The 16256-nt window shown below is 58.9% G+C and carries 14 protein-coding genes; 4 read left to right on the forward strand and 10 right to left on the reverse strand.

Annotated features, from left to right (window positions below):
• Positions 1-12 precede the first annotated feature (12 nt).
• Both guaB and RGM3321_RS05185 read right to left on the reverse strand, forming a co-directional pair.
• The gene (gene guaB, locus RGM3321_RS05180) at positions 13-1482 is read right to left on the reverse strand and encodes an IMP dehydrogenase (RefSeq protein ID WP_003314194.1); all 1470 of its coding nucleotides are present in this window, start codon (positions 1480-1482) and stop codon (positions 13-15) included.
• A gap of 94 nt (positions 1483-1576) precedes the next feature.
• Complete coding sequence (locus RGM3321_RS05185) at positions 1577-2125, reverse strand: sugar ABC transporter ATPase (RefSeq protein ID WP_244391873.1); 549 nt, start codon at positions 2123-2125, stop codon at positions 1577-1579.
• Between the two features lie 131 nt (positions 2126-2256).
• Here RGM3321_RS05185 and xseA point away from each other — a divergent pair, with 131 nt between their 5' ends.
• The 4 genes from xseA (at position 2257) to RGM3321_RS05205 (ending at position 7739) form a co-directional block, all read left to right on the forward strand.
• Entirely contained in the window at positions 2257-3636 is a 1380-nt protein-coding gene (xseA, locus tag RGM3321_RS05190; RefSeq protein WP_244391874.1) for an exodeoxyribonuclease VII large subunit, read from the forward strand.
• Positions 3637-3643: 7 nt separating this feature from the next.
• A complete protein-coding gene (locus RGM3321_RS05195) occupies positions 3644-4468 on the forward strand; it encodes a peptidoglycan DD-metalloendopeptidase family protein (RefSeq protein ID WP_244391875.1) in 825 nt (274 codons plus the stop codon).
• 373 nt (positions 4469-4841) lie between these two features.
• Positions 4842-6512 carry a 2-isopropylmalate synthase gene (leuA, locus tag RGM3321_RS05200; protein WP_244391876.1) on the forward strand — a complete coding sequence of 557 codons (1671 nt, stop codon included), beginning with the start codon at positions 4842-4844 and terminating at the stop codon, positions 6510-6512.
• Between the two features lie 357 nt (positions 6513-6869).
• On the forward strand, positions 6870-7739 hold the full coding sequence (locus RGM3321_RS05205; protein ID WP_003314188.1) for an oxaloacetate decarboxylase: 870 nt from the start codon (positions 6870-6872) through the stop codon (positions 7737-7739).
• A gap of 110 nt (positions 7740-7849) precedes the next feature.
• Here RGM3321_RS05205 and RGM3321_RS05210 read toward each other — a convergent pair whose 3' ends face one another.
• The 8 genes from RGM3321_RS05210 to ispG form a co-directional block, all read right to left on the reverse strand.
• Complete coding sequence (locus tag RGM3321_RS05210) at positions 7850-8296, reverse strand: FlxA-like family protein (RefSeq protein ID WP_244391877.1); 447 nt, start codon at positions 8294-8296, stop codon at positions 7850-7852.
• Between the two features lie 59 nt (positions 8297-8355).
• A complete protein-coding gene (locus tag RGM3321_RS05215) occupies positions 8356-9147 on the reverse strand; it encodes an amidohydrolase (protein ID WP_244391878.1) in 792 nt (263 codons plus the stop codon).
• Positions 9135-10283 (reverse strand): pyridoxal phosphate-dependent aminotransferase, encoded by a 1149-nt coding sequence (locus RGM3321_RS05220; RefSeq protein ID WP_244391879.1) that lies wholly within the window; start codon positions 10281-10283, stop codon positions 9135-9137. Before RGM3321_RS05220 ends, RGM3321_RS05215 begins: the two co-directional genes overlap by 13 nt.
• Positions 10284-10392: 109 nt before the next feature.
• Complete coding sequence (gene der, locus RGM3321_RS05225; RefSeq protein ID WP_004666071.1) at positions 10393-11865, reverse strand: ribosome biogenesis GTPase Der; 1473 nt, start codon at positions 11863-11865, stop codon at positions 10393-10395.
• A gap of 138 nt (positions 11866-12003) precedes the next feature.
• Positions 12004-13158, reverse strand: a complete 1155-nt coding sequence (gene bamB / locus RGM3321_RS05230; RefSeq protein ID WP_003409122.1) for an outer membrane protein assembly factor BamB — start codon at positions 13156-13158, stop codon at positions 12004-12006.
• On the reverse strand, positions 13151-13792 hold the full coding sequence (locus RGM3321_RS05235) for a tetratricopeptide repeat protein (protein ID WP_244391880.1): 642 nt from the start codon (positions 13790-13792) through the stop codon (positions 13151-13153). Before RGM3321_RS05235 ends, bamB begins: the two co-directional genes overlap by 8 nt.
• A 39-nt stretch (positions 13793-13831) precedes the next feature.
• On the reverse strand, positions 13832-15121 hold the full coding sequence (hisS, locus tag RGM3321_RS05240; RefSeq protein WP_244391881.1) for a histidine--tRNA ligase: 1290 nt from the start codon (positions 15119-15121) through the stop codon (positions 13832-13834).
• A 22-nt stretch (positions 15122-15143) separates the two neighbouring features.
• On the reverse strand, positions 15144-16253 hold the full coding sequence (ispG, locus tag RGM3321_RS05245; protein ID WP_004656273.1) for a flavodoxin-dependent (E)-4-hydroxy-3-methylbut-2-enyl-diphosphate synthase: 1110 nt from the start codon (positions 16251-16253) through the stop codon (positions 15144-15146).
• Positions 16254-16256 lie beyond the last annotated feature (3 nt).

Here is a 16256-nt window from a genome sequence, read left to right on the forward strand (position 1 = left end):
AAGCTGGAGGCTTTAGCCGACGCGATAGTTCGGCGCTTCCTTGGTGATCTGCACGTCATGGACGTGGGATTCAGCCATACCGGCACCGGTGATGCGAACGAACTCGGGCTTGGTGCGCATTTGCTCGATATCGGCACTGCCGGTGTAACCCATGGAGGAACGCAGGCCGCCCATCAACTGATGGATGATGGCCGACAGCGGACCTTTATAGGCCACACGGCCTTCGATACCTTCCGGCACCAGCTTCTCGGCACCGGCGGACGAATCCTGGAAGTAGCGATCGGAAGAGCCTTGCGCCTGGGACATCGCACCCAGCGAGCCCATGCCGCGATAGGCCTTGTAGGAACGGCCCTGGAACAGTTCGATCTCGCCTGGCGCTTCTTCAGTACCGGCGAACATCGAGCCCATCATCACGCAGGAGGCGCCAGCCACGATGGCCTTGGACAGGTCACCGGAGAAGCGGATACCGCCGTCGGCGATCATCGGCACGCCAGTGCCTTCAAGGGCAGCGGAGACGTTGGCGATGGCGCTGATCTGCGGCACGCCGACACCGGCAACGATACGCGTGGTGCAGATGGAGCCCGGGCCGATACCGACCTTGACTGCATCGGCGCCTGCGGCAACCAGTGCCCTGGCTGCTTCGCCAGTGGCGATGTTGCCGCCGATGACCTGCACCTGAGGGAAGTTTTCCTTGACCCAGCGGACGCGGTCGATCACGCCTTTGGAGTGACCGTGAGCGGTGTCGACGACAACAACGTCAACGCCAGCCGCGACCAGTGCGGTGACGCGCTCGCCGGTGTCCTTGCCGGTACCGACTGCAGCGCCGACACGCAGGCGAGCCTGATCGTCCTTGCTGGCCAGCGGGTAAGCCTTGGCTTTTTCGATGTCCTTGACGGTCATCATGCCCTTGAGCGCGAAATTGGCATCCACGATCAGGACTTTTTCAAGACGGTGCTTGTGCAGCAGTTCGCGCACTTCGTTCTTGTCGGCGCCTTCGCGCACGGTGACCAGACGCTCTTTGGGCGTCATCACTTCGCGGACAGGGACATCAAGACGGTTTTCGAAGCGTACGTCGCGGGACGTCACGATGCCGACCAGGTCGCCATTGTGCAGGACCGGTACGCCGGAAATGTTGTGCATGCGGGTGAGTTCGAACAGATCGCGAACAGTGGCGTCGGCTTCGATCGTGATCGGGTCCTTGACGACACCGGCCTCGAACTTCTTGACCTTGCGCACTTCGGCAGCTTGCTGCTCGATGGTCATGTTCTTGTGGATGATACCGATACCGCCTTCCTGGGCCATGGCAATTGCCAGACGGGCCTCGGTGACTGTATCCATTGCAGCAGAGACCAAAGGTATATTCAGCTCGATGCCACGGGTCAAACGGGTTTTCAGACTGACTTCGTTAGGGAGTACCTCGGAATAACCGGGCACAAGGAGAATGTCGTCGAATGTAAGGGCTTCTTGACTGATACGCAGCATCGCGGGGGCTCCCGGGCGGGAAATTGGAAGCGCGCCATTATACCCACAGACCCCGCCCGGCTCAATGTAAACCTCAGCCTATTATCAAAGCTGTTTATAGAAGCACATTAACGCAGGAGACCGGGCGATCCAGACGTTCGGCGAAGTCATCCAGAAAGGTCTGCGTGAACGACGCATCCAGCCAGTTATTGAAGATGAAACCGAGGTTGGAGAACCCGCAGGCGTCGAGAAAAAGAAAGCCGTTGATGTCATCTTCGTGGCGGCATTCGGGGCAGGTGAAATTATCGGTGTGACCGGGCATCCAGTCTTCCAGGCTGTCGAACAGCGCCTCCCCCACTTCACGGCGACACTCCGGGCAACCGGCCTCTTCGGCGAAGTCGTTCAGAGGGGTATAGATGCAGCGTTTGGTGACGATTTCCAGGCCGTTGACGACCTGCCCGAACGGCAGAGCATCGGGATTCTTGACCACTCGCTTCGCTCCCGATGCCACCGCGTAGGCCATCTTGTTATAGGTGCGTCCGCACGTGGTCAGCTCTGGCTCGACCACATTTAGCTTTACCAGCCAGCGCAGGATCAGCCGCGCCCTGGCCTCGTGCCCGGGAAAGGTAGAGATTTGCGGGACGATGATGCTTTGGGTGTTCATAACGGAGCGTCGCTTAAAGCTGTTCGAGGCCGCAGCTTAATGGGCTGGCCATTCAGGTCAAGAAGCAATCCTGCCTTTACCGACGAGACAGACCTGTGCGCCAGACCGGCATTGCCATTATGATGCCCGACATGATCAAAGACCCTTTCGCAAGACTCGGCCTCGACCGGGAAGTCCTTACTGTCAGCCAGCTCAACGGCCGTGCGCGGGTGTTGCTGGAGGACGTGTTCAGCAGTATCTGGGTCGAAGGCGAGATATCCAATCTCTCGCGCCCGGCGTCGGGCCATGTGTACTTCACGCTGAAGGACTCTGGCGCGCAGGTACGCTGCGCCTTGTTCCGACAGAGCGCGGCGCGGGTGCGTCAGGCGCTCAAGGACGGTTTGCAGGTCAAGGTGCGCGGTAAGGTCTCGCTGTTCGAGGGCCGCGGCGACTATCAGTTAATTCTCGATACGGTGGAACCTGCCGGTGATGGTGCGTTGCGCCTGGCGTTCGATGCACTGAAAGCCAAGCTCAGCGACGAAGGCCTGTTCAGCGCCGAGCGCAAGATTGCCTTGCCGTTGCATCCGCAACGTGTCGGCATCATCAGCTCGCCGACCGGCGCGGTAATCCGCGACATAATTAGTGTGTTCCGCCGCCGCGCACCTAGGGTCGAGCTGACATTGATCCCCACCGCCGTTCAGGGCCGTGAGGCTATCAACCAGATTGTCCGTGCGCTGAAACTGGCTGACAGCAGAGGCTTCGATGCGCTGATCCTGGCCCGTGGCGGCGGCTCGCTGGAGGACCTGTGGTGCTTCAACGAAGAAGCCGTCGCCCGCGCCATCGACGCGTGCGTTACGCCGATTGTCAGCGCTGTCGGGCATGAAACCGATGTGTCCATCAGCGACTTTGTCGCCGACGTGCGCGCACCGACGCCCTCCGCTGCCGCCGAACTGCTCGCCCCTGACTCCAGTGACCTGCATCGACGCGTCGACAGCCTGCACCGACGACTGGTGAACCGCATGCAGGATCGACTGATGCGCGAGCGCCTGCGTCTTGAGGGCATTTCGCGGCGTCTGCGTCATCCTGGCGAGCGCTTGCGTCAGCAGTCGCAAAGGCTGGATGACCTGGACATGCGCCTGCGCCGCGCTCTCGAACAAAACATGCACCAACGTCAGGTGCGTCTCGCCCACATGCAGAGCCGTCTCGCTGCCCAGCATCCAGGCCGGACTCTGGCCTTTTTGCGTCAGCGTCTGGATGCCCTGGCCGAGCGCCTGCCGAGAGCCATTCGTGAACAGATCAAGGCGCGCAAGCTGCAACTGCAAAGCCAGATGCAGACCCTCAACGTGGTCAGCCCGCTCGCCACGCTGGGGCGCGGCTACAGCATTCTGCTCGACGAGCGGGGCCACGCGATCCGTAATGCAGCACAAACCCGAACGGGCCAGCGACTTACCGCCAGGCTCGGCGAAGGCGAACTGCAAGTACGCGTCGAAGACAATCACCTCACGCCTGTGACCCTTTCCCTTCTGGACTGACTGCCTGATGCTACGTTTTATTGCCCCGCTGTTCGCCCTGCTCCTGTGTGTGCCCGCCCACGCCGACAGCTTCATCACCCGCGCACTCGACAAGCCGGTACCCGGCGGCGTGGCGGTTATCGATCTGGGCACGGGTGCTCAGGCACCGACCGCCACCTATCAAGGAAAACCAGTGTTGGTGATCAAGGAACAGGGCGCGCGATGGCTGGCCATCGTCGGCATCCCGTTGACGGTCAAACCCGGCACTCAACAAGTGACCTCGGGCGGGCGCATGCTGAACTTCACGGTCGGCAGCAAGAAATACCCGGAACAGCACATCACGCTCAAGAACAAACGTCAGGTGAACCCAAACCCTGAAGACAACAAGCGTATCGAGGGCGAACTGGCTGAACAGCTACGCGCCTACCGCAGTTTCAGCCCCGGAACGCCGAGCAACCTGATTCTGGACAAGCCGGTCAACGGCCCGCTATCGAGCAAGTTTGGCGTACGCAGGTTCTTCAACGGCGAAGAACGCAACCCGCACTCAGGACTGGATTTCGCTGTACCGGCCGGCACGCCGATCAAATCTCCGGCAGCAGGTAAGGTCATTCTGACCGGTAATTACTTTTTCAATGGCAACACCGTATTCGTTGACCACGGCCAAGGCTTCATCAGCATGTTTTGCCACATGTCGAAAATCGACGTGAAAGTCGGTGATCTGGTCCCACGCGGCGGCGTGGTTGGCAAGGTCGGTGCCACCGGTCGCGCAACCGGCCCGCACATGCACTGGAACGTCAGCCTCAACGATGCGCGCGTGGACCCGGCAATCTTCATCGGCGCGTTTCAGCCGTAAGCATGTTGATGAGTGAGCGTTACGGCGCTCGCTCACGCAAACCCTCACTTGCGCGCATCGCTTTTGACCAACAACAACCAGCAAATAAACGCTCAGAAACCGCTATAAAAAATCAATAAAGGCGTATTTTCGAGAATTTATCCCAATCTTTTTCAAGTGCTTGCCATCATTCATCCCAATGGTTACGGTTGGCCTCATGAAAACCTCTCAAACCCTTATTCTGTTGCGCCAACACCGGTGCCTCAGCCTGGTCAGCGCCCGACTGCCTGGCTAGCATGCTGTGCCTCGTCCCTGTGTTCGCAATTCCCTGTGCTATCTATCCAGAACGGCAGGCCGCCCAACCCCGGCCCCGTGAATACAAAAGGATTTCCTGATGACCATGCTCAAAGACCCTTCGAAGAAGTACCGTGCGTTCCCGACCATTGATCTGCCTGACCGCACCTGGCCTTCGAAGACCATCGATGCAGCGCCGATCTGGTGCAGCTCCGACCTGCGCGACGGCAACCAGTCGCTGATCGAACCAATGGACGCGGCCAAGAAAATGCGCTTCTGGAAAACCCTGGTCAGCGTTGGCGTCAAGGAAATCGAGGCATCCTTTCCATCGGCTTCGCAGACTGACTTCGACTTCGTCCGCACCCTGATCGAAGACGGCCACATCCCGGATGACACCACCATTCAGGTGCTGACCCAAGCTCGCGAAGACCTGATCGCCCGCACCTTCGAATCGCTGCGCGGCGCGAAAAAGGCCATTGTCCACTTGTATAACGCGACCAGCCCGTCGTTCCGCCGCATCGTCTTCAATCAGGACAAGGCCGGGGTGAAAGAGATCGCGGTCAATGCGGCCAAGCTGTTCGTAAAATACGCTGCACAACAGCCTGAAACCCAGTGGACCTTCGAGTACTCGCCGGAAACCTTCAGCGCGACCGAGCTGGAATTCGCCAAGGAAGTCTGCGATGCAGTGATCGAGGTGTGGAACCCGACGCCCGAGAACAAGGTGATCCTCAACCTCCCGGCCACCGTGGAAGTGGCGACACCCAATATTTACGCCGACCAGATCGAATGGTTTGGCCGCAATATTACCCGCCGCGACAGCGTGCTGATCAGCCTGCATACCCACAACGACCGTGGTACGGGCGTTGCCGCTACCGAGCTGGGCCTGATGGCCGGTGCGGATCGCGTCGAAGGTTGCCTGTTCGGTAACGGCGAGCGGACCGGCAACGTCGATCTGGTCACCGTGGCCCTGAACCTTTACACCCAGGGCATCGACCCGGAGCTGGACTTCTCGGATATCGACGGTGTGCGTAAGGTCGTCGAAGAGTGCAACCAGATCCCGGTGCACCCACGCCACCCGTACGTTGGCGACCTGGTTCACACCGCGTTCTCCGGCTCGCACCAGGATGCGATCCGCAAGGGTTTCACCCAGCAGAAGGACGGCGAGTTGTGGGAAGTGCCTTATCTGCCGATTGACCCCGCCGACATTGGCCGTAGCTACGAGGCGGTTATTCGCGTCAACAGCCAGTCGGGCAAAGGCGGCATCACTTACCTGCTGGAACAGGAATATGGCATTTCCCTGCCACGCCGCATGCAGATCGAGTTCAGCCAGGTGGTTCAGGGTGAGACCGATCGTCTGGGCCTGGAGATGACCGCTCAGCAGATTCATTCGCTGCTGCGCCGTGAATACCTGCAAGCCAACACACCTTACGCGCTGATCAGCCACAAGTTGCAGGAAGAGAACGGCAACAGCGCGGTCGATGCCGAAGTGCATGTGGACGGTGAAACCCAGCATTGGCGCGGCAAGGGCAAAGGCGCTCTGGAAGCACTGGTCGCCGGTCTGCCAGTTGCTGTGGAGATCATGGACTACAACGAGCACGCCATTGGTTCGGGCACCACGGCCAAGGCCGCTGCCTACATCGAACTGCGCGTGAATGGCGAGCGCGCCGTTCATGGCGTGGGTATTGATGAAAACATTACCACCGCCAGTTTCCGTGCACTGTTCAGCGCACTGAACCGCTCGCTGAGCCAGACCCACGCCAAGGCCGCCTGAGTCTACAGTAAGGATGGCGGACACCAGTTCGCCATCCTTACGCAAACCAAGCGCGCGACTCCCCTCCCCGCCAGCGTCTTGCATTCCACGCATGACCCTGCCTGTTTCGGCATAATCTTTTTCATTTATGCTGTGGTAGCATGCTGCCTTTATTTCAGGACGGGCAAATATCCAACAGCAATTCATATGCTGACGATACCCTTCCGGACTTACCTGCCAGCTACACCTTTCCTATAAAACCAAGACGACTATTGCATTGATTTCCGGACGAAAAGAATGCTCGGGCAGACCCACCGTGCATTGAAATTACCATCGGCCTCGGTACGCTGAGCTGATCCAATCACATTTGGAGCGATTATGCCCAAGGCTTCCCATCAAGATTTGCGCCGTAGCTTCCGTGCGCTCACCTCGTCGAACGCTTGCTTTCACACAGCCTCGGTGTTCGACCCCATGTCAGCGCGAATTGCAGCGGATCTGGGCTTTGAAGTAGGCATCCTCGGCGGCTCCGTGGCGTCGCTGCAAGTCCTGGCAGCCCCTGACTTCGCCCTGATCACCCTGAGCGAATTCGTTGAACAGGCCACGCGCATCGGCCGTGTCGCACAGCTCCCGGTCATCGCGGACGCAGACCATGGTTATGGCAATGCCCTTAACGTCATGCGCACCGTTGTCGAACTGGAACGCGCCGGTATTTCTGCACTGACGATTGAAGATACCCTGCTGCCGGCGCAGTTCGGACGCAAATCCACGGACCTGATTTCCACTGCAGAAGGTGTTGGCAAGATCCGCGCAGCACTGGAGGCACGTGTCGACCCGGAGATGTCGATTTTCGCTCGCACCAATGCGGCGATCATTCCGGTTCAGGAAGCCATCAGTCGGGTTCAGCAGTATCAGGCTGCCGGGGCTGACGGCATTACCATCGTCGGCATTCGTGACTTTGATCACTTGGCACAGATATCCGAAGGCGTGACCGTACCGCTGATGCTGGTGACCTACGGCAACCCTGAGTTGCACGACAATGCGCGTCTTGCCGAGATGGGCGTGAGAGTCTGCGTACATGGCCACGCCGCGTACTTTGCCGCAATCAAGGCCACCTACGACTGCTTGCGCGAACAACGCCAGATTCTGGGCAGCGAGTCGAACATGAGCGCAACCGAACTGACCCACACCTATACACAGCCTGAAGACTACGTAGAGTGGGCCCGCAAGTTCATGAACGTGAACGAGTGACAGGCAACGCCGGACGCTGAGCCGCCTGATCTGGGCGGACGCAGCTGAATGCCCACGCAACACCGTGCGTGGGCATGATGAGCGTCACTTCGGACGCTCGGCGGGAGAGATCACGCAGTGGTGTTCACGCCACCTTCAGTCTCCAATTGCAACAACGAGGCCTGCAAGGTCTGCAGATTGGCACTGGTGCTCGCTATCTGACCCTGAATCGCCATGGATTTCTGCGCCTTTTCTTCCGCCGTGCCTTTGCTGCTTTGTGCGGCAGCCAACTGCGCTTTCTGCTCGGCGAGTTGTTTCTGAGCGTCCTTGATCTGCTGCTTTATTTGCTCGATAGTCTGATTGAGAGACGACTCGCTGGAGCCACCCACGCTGCCGCCGCCACCCGCCGCACCGGCCTTGCCACCGTCAGTTGACGCCTGATCAGAGCTCTTCTCTGTTTCAGTAGTCGTGGTGGCAGCAGCAGTAGCGGCCTTGGCGGTTTCAGCGTCAGTAGGTTTGACCGCTAGCGTCAACGAGCTTGTGTAACTGTTCAGCGTAGAGGTATTGATAGTAGTCATAACAGTCTCCTGGAAGTCTGGAACAGCTATCGGCCGACTTGAAACATTCTGAAGTACTTTTATTCAATATTAAAAGAATCAGCGTCCAGCCCGGCTGGAAACCGTGTGCGGTAGGCTTGCAAGTCTGCCGCGCTTAGCGTCGCCTTGAACACTCCGTCCGCCTCACCCACGCTCAACAGGCTCTCGCCCTGGAAATCCAGAACCTGGCTGTCACCAGTGTAAGCGAAGCCCTTGCCGTCCGACCCGACCCGGTTGACTGCCGCCACATAGCACAGGTTTTCAATGGCTCTGGCAGGCAGCAAGCGATTCCAGTGCAGACGCCGCGCACCCGGCCAGTTGGCGGTGTACAGCAAGAGGTCGGTACTCTCGGCATCACGGCTCCAGACCGGGAAGCGCAGGTCGTAACAAATCAGCGGGCGAATACGCCAACCATTGAGCTCGAACATCACCTGACGCTCGCCCGGCGTGTAGTGTTCGTGTTCACCCGCCATACGAAACAAGTGACGCTTGTCGTAATGCAGCAACTCACCATCCGGTCGCGCCCACAGCAGGCGGTTGCGATAACTGCCATCGGCGGCGCGAATGATAACGCTGCCGGTCACCACCGCATTGATCCGCCTAGCCTGCGCCAACAGCCAAGTCGATGTAGGCCCCGCTTCAGGCTCAGCCAGGGCCTCGGACTCCATCGAGAACCCGGTAGTGAACATTTCAGGCAGAATCACCAGATCAGCGCCATGCGCCTGGCCCAGCAAGTGCTCGAAATGCTCCAGGTTGGCCTCGCGATCATGCCATGCCAGAGTCGTCTGAATCAGCGCAAGGTTCAGGTTTGGCAGTTCGCTTATATCGCGCATAGTTTCTCCGCCGCCTGACGCAACGTCTCTTCCTGTTTGGCAAAGCACAGGCGGATCAGGCGCTGCCCTGCTGGCGGGCTCTGGTAGAACACAGAAATCGGAATGCTCGCCACACCGTGTTCACGGGTCATCCACAGCGCCATGTCCACGTCATTCAGGTCAGGCCGTATCTGCGAATAATCGACCAACTGGAAATAAGTACCGCCAACAGGCTGGAAGCTGAAACGCGATTCAGCCAGATGACCGCAGAAGAAATCCCGCTTGGCCTGGTAGAAAACTGGCAGTTCGTCGACATGTTCCGGGTGCTCAGCCATGAAATCGGCCAGCGCGTACTGCAATGGCGTCACGCCACAGAAACTCACGTACTGATGCACCTTGCGCAACTCGGATGTCAGCGCGGGTGGCGCGACCACGTAGCCGGTTTTCCAGCCGGTAACGTGATAAGTCTTGCCGAAGGAGCTGACGACGAACGCGCGCTGATACAACGCTTCGTGATCAAGCACACTGACATGGCGTGCGCCGTCGAACACCAGGTGCTCATAGACTTCATCGCTGAGCAGGTAGATATCACGATCGGCAATCAGCGCAGCCAGTCGATCAAGCTCGGCGCGACTGATCAGGGCACCGCTGGGGTTGTGCGGGCTGTTGATGACAATCATGCGCGTACGCGGGCTCAGTGCATCGCTGAGCTTTTGCCAGTCGATGGAGAAGTCATCCAGCCCCAGTTGCACATGGACGCAGCGCCCACCGGCCAGCTCGACAGCGGGCTCGTAGCTGTCATAGCAAGGGTCGAAAATGATCACTTCGTCGCCAGCGCGAATAACGCTGTGGATCGCGCAGAAAATCGCCTGCGTAGCACCCGGTGTGATGGTGATCTCGCTGTCCGGATTGACCGTACGGCCATAGCTGCGGGCGATCTTTGCCGCGACCTGCTGACGAAGTGCCGGCAGCCCGGTCATCGGTGAGTATTGGTTATGACCTTGAGTGACATGCCGACAGACCGCATCGCGCAGCGCCTGCGGCCCATCAAAATCGGGAAAACCCTGGGACAGGTTGATAGCGCCGGTTTCGGCGGCCAGCTGTGACATGACGGTAAAGATAGTGGTGCCCACGTTGGGCAACTTGCTGTCGATCATGGAACCCTTTCCCTGCAATCTCCCGGCACCGGGTGGCACGGGTCAGGCAGGATAGCCCATTAAACAGGCACAAAAAAAGGCGCCGGAGCGCCTTTTTCCAGATGCCGACTCAGCGCTTGTCGCGGCGCTTCTTATCGGCTTTCTTGTGGTGCGACATCATCCGGCGCTTCTTGTTGACCTGACGGTCGGTCAGCGTGTTCTTGTTACCTTCATACGGGTTCTCGCCACCCTTGAACTCGATACGGATCGGCGTACCGACCAGTTTGAGCACGCGGCGATAGGTGTTTTCCAGATACCGGACATAGGACTTCGGTACTTTTTCGACCTGGTTGCCGTGAATCACGATTAACGGCGGGTTGGCGCCGCCCAGGTGAGCGTAACGCAACTTGATACGGCGGCTGCCGACCATGGGTGGCGCGTGCTCGCTGACCGCATCTTCCAGAATCTGAGTCAGACGGCTGGTTGGCCAGCGCGTTACGGCAGACTTGAACGAGTTCTGTACCGACTGATACAGGTTACCCACGCCCGTGCCGTGCATCGCAGAGATGAAGTGGATATCTGCGAAGTCGACGAAGAACAACCGGCGTTCCAGTTCGATCTTCACGAAATCACGTTCGCCCGGCGTCATGCCATCCCACTTGTTCAGCGCGATGACCAGAGCACGACCCGCTTCAAGTGCGAAGCCCAGCAGGTTCAGGTCGTGGTCGACCACCCCTTCACGGGCGTCCATGACAAAGATCACCACGTTGGCGTCCTTGATGGCCTGCAGCGTTTTGACCACCGAGAACTTTTCAACTTCCTCGTGGATCTTGCCGCGCTTGCGTACACCGGCAGTGTCGATCAGCGTGTACTTCTCTTCATTACGCTCGAAGGGAATGTAGATACTGTCGCGCGTGGTGCCTGGCTCGTCATAGACGATAACCCGGTCTTCACCCAGCATTCGGTTGACCAGCGTCGACTTGCCGACGTTGGGACGCCCGATGATGGCGATCTTGATGCCGTCTTTTTCGCTCGGACCAGGAATGCGCTTGGCTTCCTGACCTTCGGCAACTTCCTCGACCTCCTCGCCCTCTTCCAGCTCGTCTTCGTCCTTGGGGAACTCCCGCAGGGCGATTTCGAGCATCTGCGAGATGCCGCGACCGTGGGCACCGGCCACCGGAATGGCATCGCCCAGACCCATCGGGCTGAACTCGGCACGTGCCAGATTTTCGTCGATGTTGTCGATCTTGTTGGCAACCACGTAGGAACGCTTGTTGCGTTTGCGCAGGTGCTCACCAATCATCTGATCAGCAGCGGTATAGCCCGCACGGGCGTCCACCAGAAACAGCACCACATCGGCTTCTTCAATGGCCAGCAGCGACTGCTCGGCCATCTTTTCGTCCATGCCATGCTCGTCACCGGAGATACCGCCGGTGTCGATCAGAATATAGGAGCGCCCTTGCCACTTCGCCTCTCCGTATTGGCGATCACGGGTAAGACCGGACAGATCACCGACAATAGCGTCGCGAGTCCTGGTCAGGCGGTTGAACATGGTGGACTTGCCGACGTTCGGTCGACCCACCAGGGCGATTACGGGAACCATGCGGCTCTCCACTTCGTTATTTCAGAAAATACAAAAGCCGCTGCAGGGCAGCGGCCGGAGTTCGGGGCGGTGCCGCAAAGGCACCGCAGCCTTGCCAAGGCAAGGGCACCCGGGGCTATTGGCCCCAGGCATGGACACTTATTGCTTGATGGTCAGGGCTTCCAGTTTGCCGCTGTTGCCATACACGTAAATCATGTCCCCAACCACCAGCGGACGAGCACGCAGGCCGTCGCTGTCGATACGTTCGCGGCCGACAAAACGACCGTCCACCTGGCTCAACAGGTGCAGGTAGCCCTCCATGTCACCGACCGCTACATAGCTGGAATACACTTCCGGCGCGCCGAGCTGGCGGCGAGCCAGTGATTCGTTGCTCCACAGTGCAGAGGACGAACGCTCGTCGATACCTTCGACAGTACCGGAGGCCAGAGTTGCGTAGACGCTGCCAAAGCCTTGGGCAACGCCCGAGTAGCTCGAAGCGTCACGCTGCCAGAGCACACGACCGCTTTCCAGGTCCAGACCGGCGACGCGACCCTGATAGGTAGCGACGTACAGTGTACCGCCGGACAGCAACAGGCCGCCGTCGATATCCACAACACGATCCAGTTCCGAGCGACCTTGCGGGATGGCAACACGCTGCTCCCAGACAGGCACGCCGTTGGTAATGTCCAGCGCAACGACCTTACCGGTTGACAGACCCGCCACGGCGAGACGATTGGTTGCAAGTGGAGCACCGGTACCACGCAGGGTCAGCACCGCTGGAGTGCTTTCGTAAATCCAGAGTTGAGAACCTGTGGAGGCATCGAAGCCGACAATACGGTCATCCTGAGTCTGAACCACTACCACAGAACCGTTGGTGGCAGGCGGGGCCAGCACTTCGCTGGTCACGCGGGCGCGCCACTTTTCCTCACCGGAGGTGGCATCCATGGCAATGACTTCACCCTTGAGGGTGCCGATCATTACCAGGCCATAGCCCACGCCGACTGCACCGGAAACCGGCAGGTCGAGATCTTTCTTCCAGATCACATCACCGGTCAGACGATCCAGTGATACAACTTCGCCAGTGACGTCAGCCGCATAGATGCGGTCGCCATCGATGGCTGGCACGAGCATGTTGTACGTCTTGCCCTGACCGTCGCCGACGGAACGACTCCATTGCTTGTGCAGAACCACTTCTTCTTTGAAGTCGGTCAGCTCGGCCGGAGGCAATTCCTTTTTGCTGTTGCTGCTGCAACCCGCGGCCAGAATGGCCAGAGCCAGCAATGCTGCATGTTTCCAACGAATCACGTCACGCATCCCCTTTCGCCAGATCGTCGAGCTTCATTTGCAGGCCACCCACTGCTGCGTCTTCGGACAGAGCGGATTTGGCCTTTTGGTATGCAGCATATGCCTCGTCGGTACGACCCAGCTGTACGAGCAGGTCACCCTTGAGTTCTTCACGACTGGCGAGGAAAGCCTTGTCGGCATCGCCGTCGAGCAGCTTCAGCGCATCATCGGTCTTGTTCTGCGCAGCCAGCACGCGAGCCAGACGCTGACGGGCGATTTCACCCAGCGTGTCGTTGGCAGGCTTGTCGGCCACGGTTTTCAGCTCGGCTGCAGCATCGTCCAGCTTGCCGGCATCGACCGCCACCTTGGCGACGAACAGGCTACCGAACTGTGCATAGGTAGTGCCACCGAATTCGCTTTTCAGTTTGCCGGATATCTCGGCGACACGTGCGGTGTCTGCCTGGCCACTGGGCGTCAGTGCGGTTTCCAGCAATTGCTGATAAAGCATCGAGGCGCCTTGCGACTGGCTGGCCTGATACCTGTGCCAGAACTGCCAACCCAAGACCACGATCAACGCAAGCAGACCACCGGTCAACAGGGGTTTGCCGTTACGCTGCCACCAGTCCTTCATTACCGCCAGCTCTTCATCTTCGGTACCCGACACCCCAATACTCCTATTCGCTAAACGGCTGTTAAATCAGCTTCAACCCTGCACAACGCAGGAGGCCAGGTGCTCTGACAGAGCGTCCCAGGCAATATTTTGTTGCTCACCCTGACCGCGCAGGGGTTTGACGCCAATGACCTTTGCCGCCAGTTCTTCTTCACCGAGAATCAGCGCATACAGCGCACCGCTCTTGTCGGCTTTCTTGAACTGACTCTTGAAGCTGCCGGCACCGGCGTTGACCTGCAGACGCAGGCTCGGCAACTGATCTCGGACCTTTTCGGTGAGAGCCAGCGCAGCCAGCTCAGCTGCTTCGCCAAAGGCGCACAGGTAAACATCGACCTGACGGGCAATTTCTTCCGGGACCTGCCCGAGGGTTTCAAGCAACAGAACCAGACGCTCGATACCCATCGCGAAACCAACGCCGGTGGTCGGCTTGCCGCCCATCTGCTCGACCAGACCGTCATAACGACCGCCTGCACAGACCGTACCCTGGGCACCCAATTGGTCGGTGACCCACTCGAAAACGGTCTTGCTGTAGTAATCCAGCCCGCGAACCAGCTTCGGGTTGATGACATAAGGAATACCGGCTGCATCCAGACGGGCCTTCAGGCCTTCGAAGTGAACGCGAGATTCGTCATCCAGATAATCTGCCAGCTTTGGCGCATCGACCAGCACAGCCTGGGTTTCAGGGTGTTTGGTGTCCAGCACGCGCAGCGGATTGGTTTTCAGACGGCGCTGGCTGTCTTCGTCCAGTTGATCAAGACGTGCCGAGAGAAACTCGACCAGCGCATCACGATAACGCGCACGCGCTTCGCTGGTACCCAGGCTGTTCAGTTCAAGCTTGACCGCATTACGAATGCCCAGCAGGCCCCACAGGCGCCAGGTCATGACGATCAGCTCGGCATCGATGTCCGGACCGTCAAGATTGAAGACCTCGACACCAATCTGGTGAAACTGGCGATAACGGCCTTTCTGTGGACGCTCGTGACGGAACATCGGCCCGATGTACCACAGTTTCTGAACCTGACCGCCACCGGTGATGCCGTGCTCCAGGACAGCACGCACACAGGCAGCAGTGCCCTCCGGACGCAGGGTCAGGGAGTCGCCATTGCGATCGGCGAAGGTGTACATTTCCTTCTCGACGATATCGGTCACTTCACCGATGGAGCGCTTGAACAGCTCGGTGAATTCGACGATAGGCATACGAATCTGCCGGTAACCGTAGTTATCCAGCAGACGTGAAACGGTGCCTTCAAAGTGGCGCCACAGCGGCGTCTGCTCGGGCAGGATGTCGTTCATGCCACGAATGGCTTGTAGAGACTTACTCACAGAAAATCCTTAGCAATCCTGGTTAGCCGCGCACGATGACAGATGCGTCGGCTTCGGCCTTTTCAGCCGCTTTCTCGCGAATCAAGCGTTCAAGCTCGTCCACGAGATTGTCGTTGGTCAGTTTCTGCGCAGGCTTGCCGTCGATGTAAATCAGGTTCGGCGTACCGCCAGTCAGGCCGATATGCGCCTCCTTGGCCTCGCCCGGACCGTTGACTACACAACCGATCACTGCGACATCAAGCGGCACCAGCAAATCTTCAAGGCGACCTTCAAGCTCGTTCATGGTCTTGACCACATCGAAGTTCTGCCGCGAGCAGCTCGGGCAGGCGATGAAGTTGATCCCACGGGAACGAAGGCGCAACGATTTGAGGATGTCGTACCCGACTTTCACTTCCTCGACCGGGTCAGCAGCCAGCGAGATGCGGATAGTATCGCCAATTCCTTCGGCAAGCAGCATTCCGAGACCGACAGCCGATTTCACCGTACCCGAACGCAAGCCACCAGCTTCGGTAATACCCAGGTGCAGCGGCTGGACGATCTGTTTGGCCAGCAGACGATAGGCTGCGACGGCCATGAACACATCGGAGGCCTTGACGCTGACCTTGAAGTCCTGAAAATTCAAGCGCTCCAGGTGCTCGACGTGGCGCAACGCAGACTCCACCAACGCCTCTGGCGTTGGCTCGCCGTACTTCTTCTGCAGGTCTTTTTCCAGCGACCCGGCGTTGACGCCGATGCGGATCGGGATACCGCGATCACGCGCAGCATCGACGACGGCCCGCACACGATCTTCACGACCGATATTGCCCGGATTGATACGCAGGCAGTCGACACCCAGTTCAGCCACACGCAATGCGATGCGATAGTCGAAGTGGATGTCTGCGACCAATGGCACTTTGACCAGTTGCTTGATGCGACCAAAGGCTTCGGCAGCATCCATGTCCGGTACGGAAACACGCACGATGTCGACACCGGCCGCTTCCAGACGGTTGATCTGGGCGACGGTGGCAGCAACATCGTTGGTATCGCTGTTGGTCATGCTCTGCACGGCAATCGGCGCGTCACCGCCGACCGGTACGGAACCGACCCATATTTTTCGGGATTCGCGACGCTTGATTGGAGATTCGCCGTGCATGAC

It is taken from the genome of Pseudomonas sp. RGM 3321, from assembly GCF_022836805.1.
Lineage (GTDB): Bacteria > Pseudomonadota > Gammaproteobacteria > Pseudomonadales > Pseudomonadaceae > Aquipseudomonas.

What these genes read in the sequence shown, in the direction of transcription:
- RGM3321_RS05205 (WP_003314188.1), top strand. Translation starts at nt 6,870, where the DNA reads ATGCCCAAGGCTTCCCATCAAGATTTGCGCCGTAGCTTCCGTGCGCTC.
- bamB (WP_003409122.1), bottom strand. Translation starts at nt 13,158, where the DNA reads ATGCGTGACGTGATTCGTTGGAAACATGCAGCATTGCTGGCTCTGGCC.
- RGM3321_RS05215 (WP_244391878.1), bottom strand. Translation starts at nt 9,147, where the DNA reads ATGCGCGATATAAGCGAACTGCCAAACCTGAACCTTGCGCTGATTCAG.
- xseA (WP_244391874.1), top strand. Translation starts at nt 2,257, where the DNA reads ATGATCAAAGACCCTTTCGCAAGACTCGGCCTCGACCGGGAAGTCCTT.
- der (WP_004666071.1), bottom strand. Translation starts at nt 11,865, where the DNA reads ATGGTTCCCGTAATCGCCCTGGTGGGTCGACCGAACGTCGGCAAGTCC.
- RGM3321_RS05210 (WP_244391877.1), bottom strand. Translation starts at nt 8,296, where the DNA reads ATGACTACTATCAATACCTCTACGCTGAACAGTTACACAAGCTCGTTG.
- ispG (WP_004656273.1), bottom strand. Translation starts at nt 16,253, where the DNA reads ATGCACGGCGAATCTCCAATCAAGCGTCGCGAATCCCGAAAAATATGG.
- leuA (WP_244391876.1), top strand. Translation starts at nt 4,842, where the DNA reads ATGACCATGCTCAAAGACCCTTCGAAGAAGTACCGTGCGTTCCCGACC.
- guaB (WP_003314194.1), bottom strand. Translation starts at nt 1,482, where the DNA reads ATGCTGCGTATCAGTCAAGAAGCCCTTACATTCGACGACATTCTCCTT.
- RGM3321_RS05195 (WP_244391875.1), top strand. Translation starts at nt 3,644, where the DNA reads ATGCTACGTTTTATTGCCCCGCTGTTCGCCCTGCTCCTGTGTGTGCCC.
- RGM3321_RS05220 (WP_244391879.1), bottom strand. Translation starts at nt 10,283, where the DNA reads ATGATCGACAGCAAGTTGCCCAACGTGGGCACCACTATCTTTACCGTC.
- RGM3321_RS05185 (WP_244391873.1), bottom strand. Translation starts at nt 2,125, where the DNA reads ATGAACACCCAAAGCATCATCGTCCCGCAAATCTCTACCTTTCCCGGG.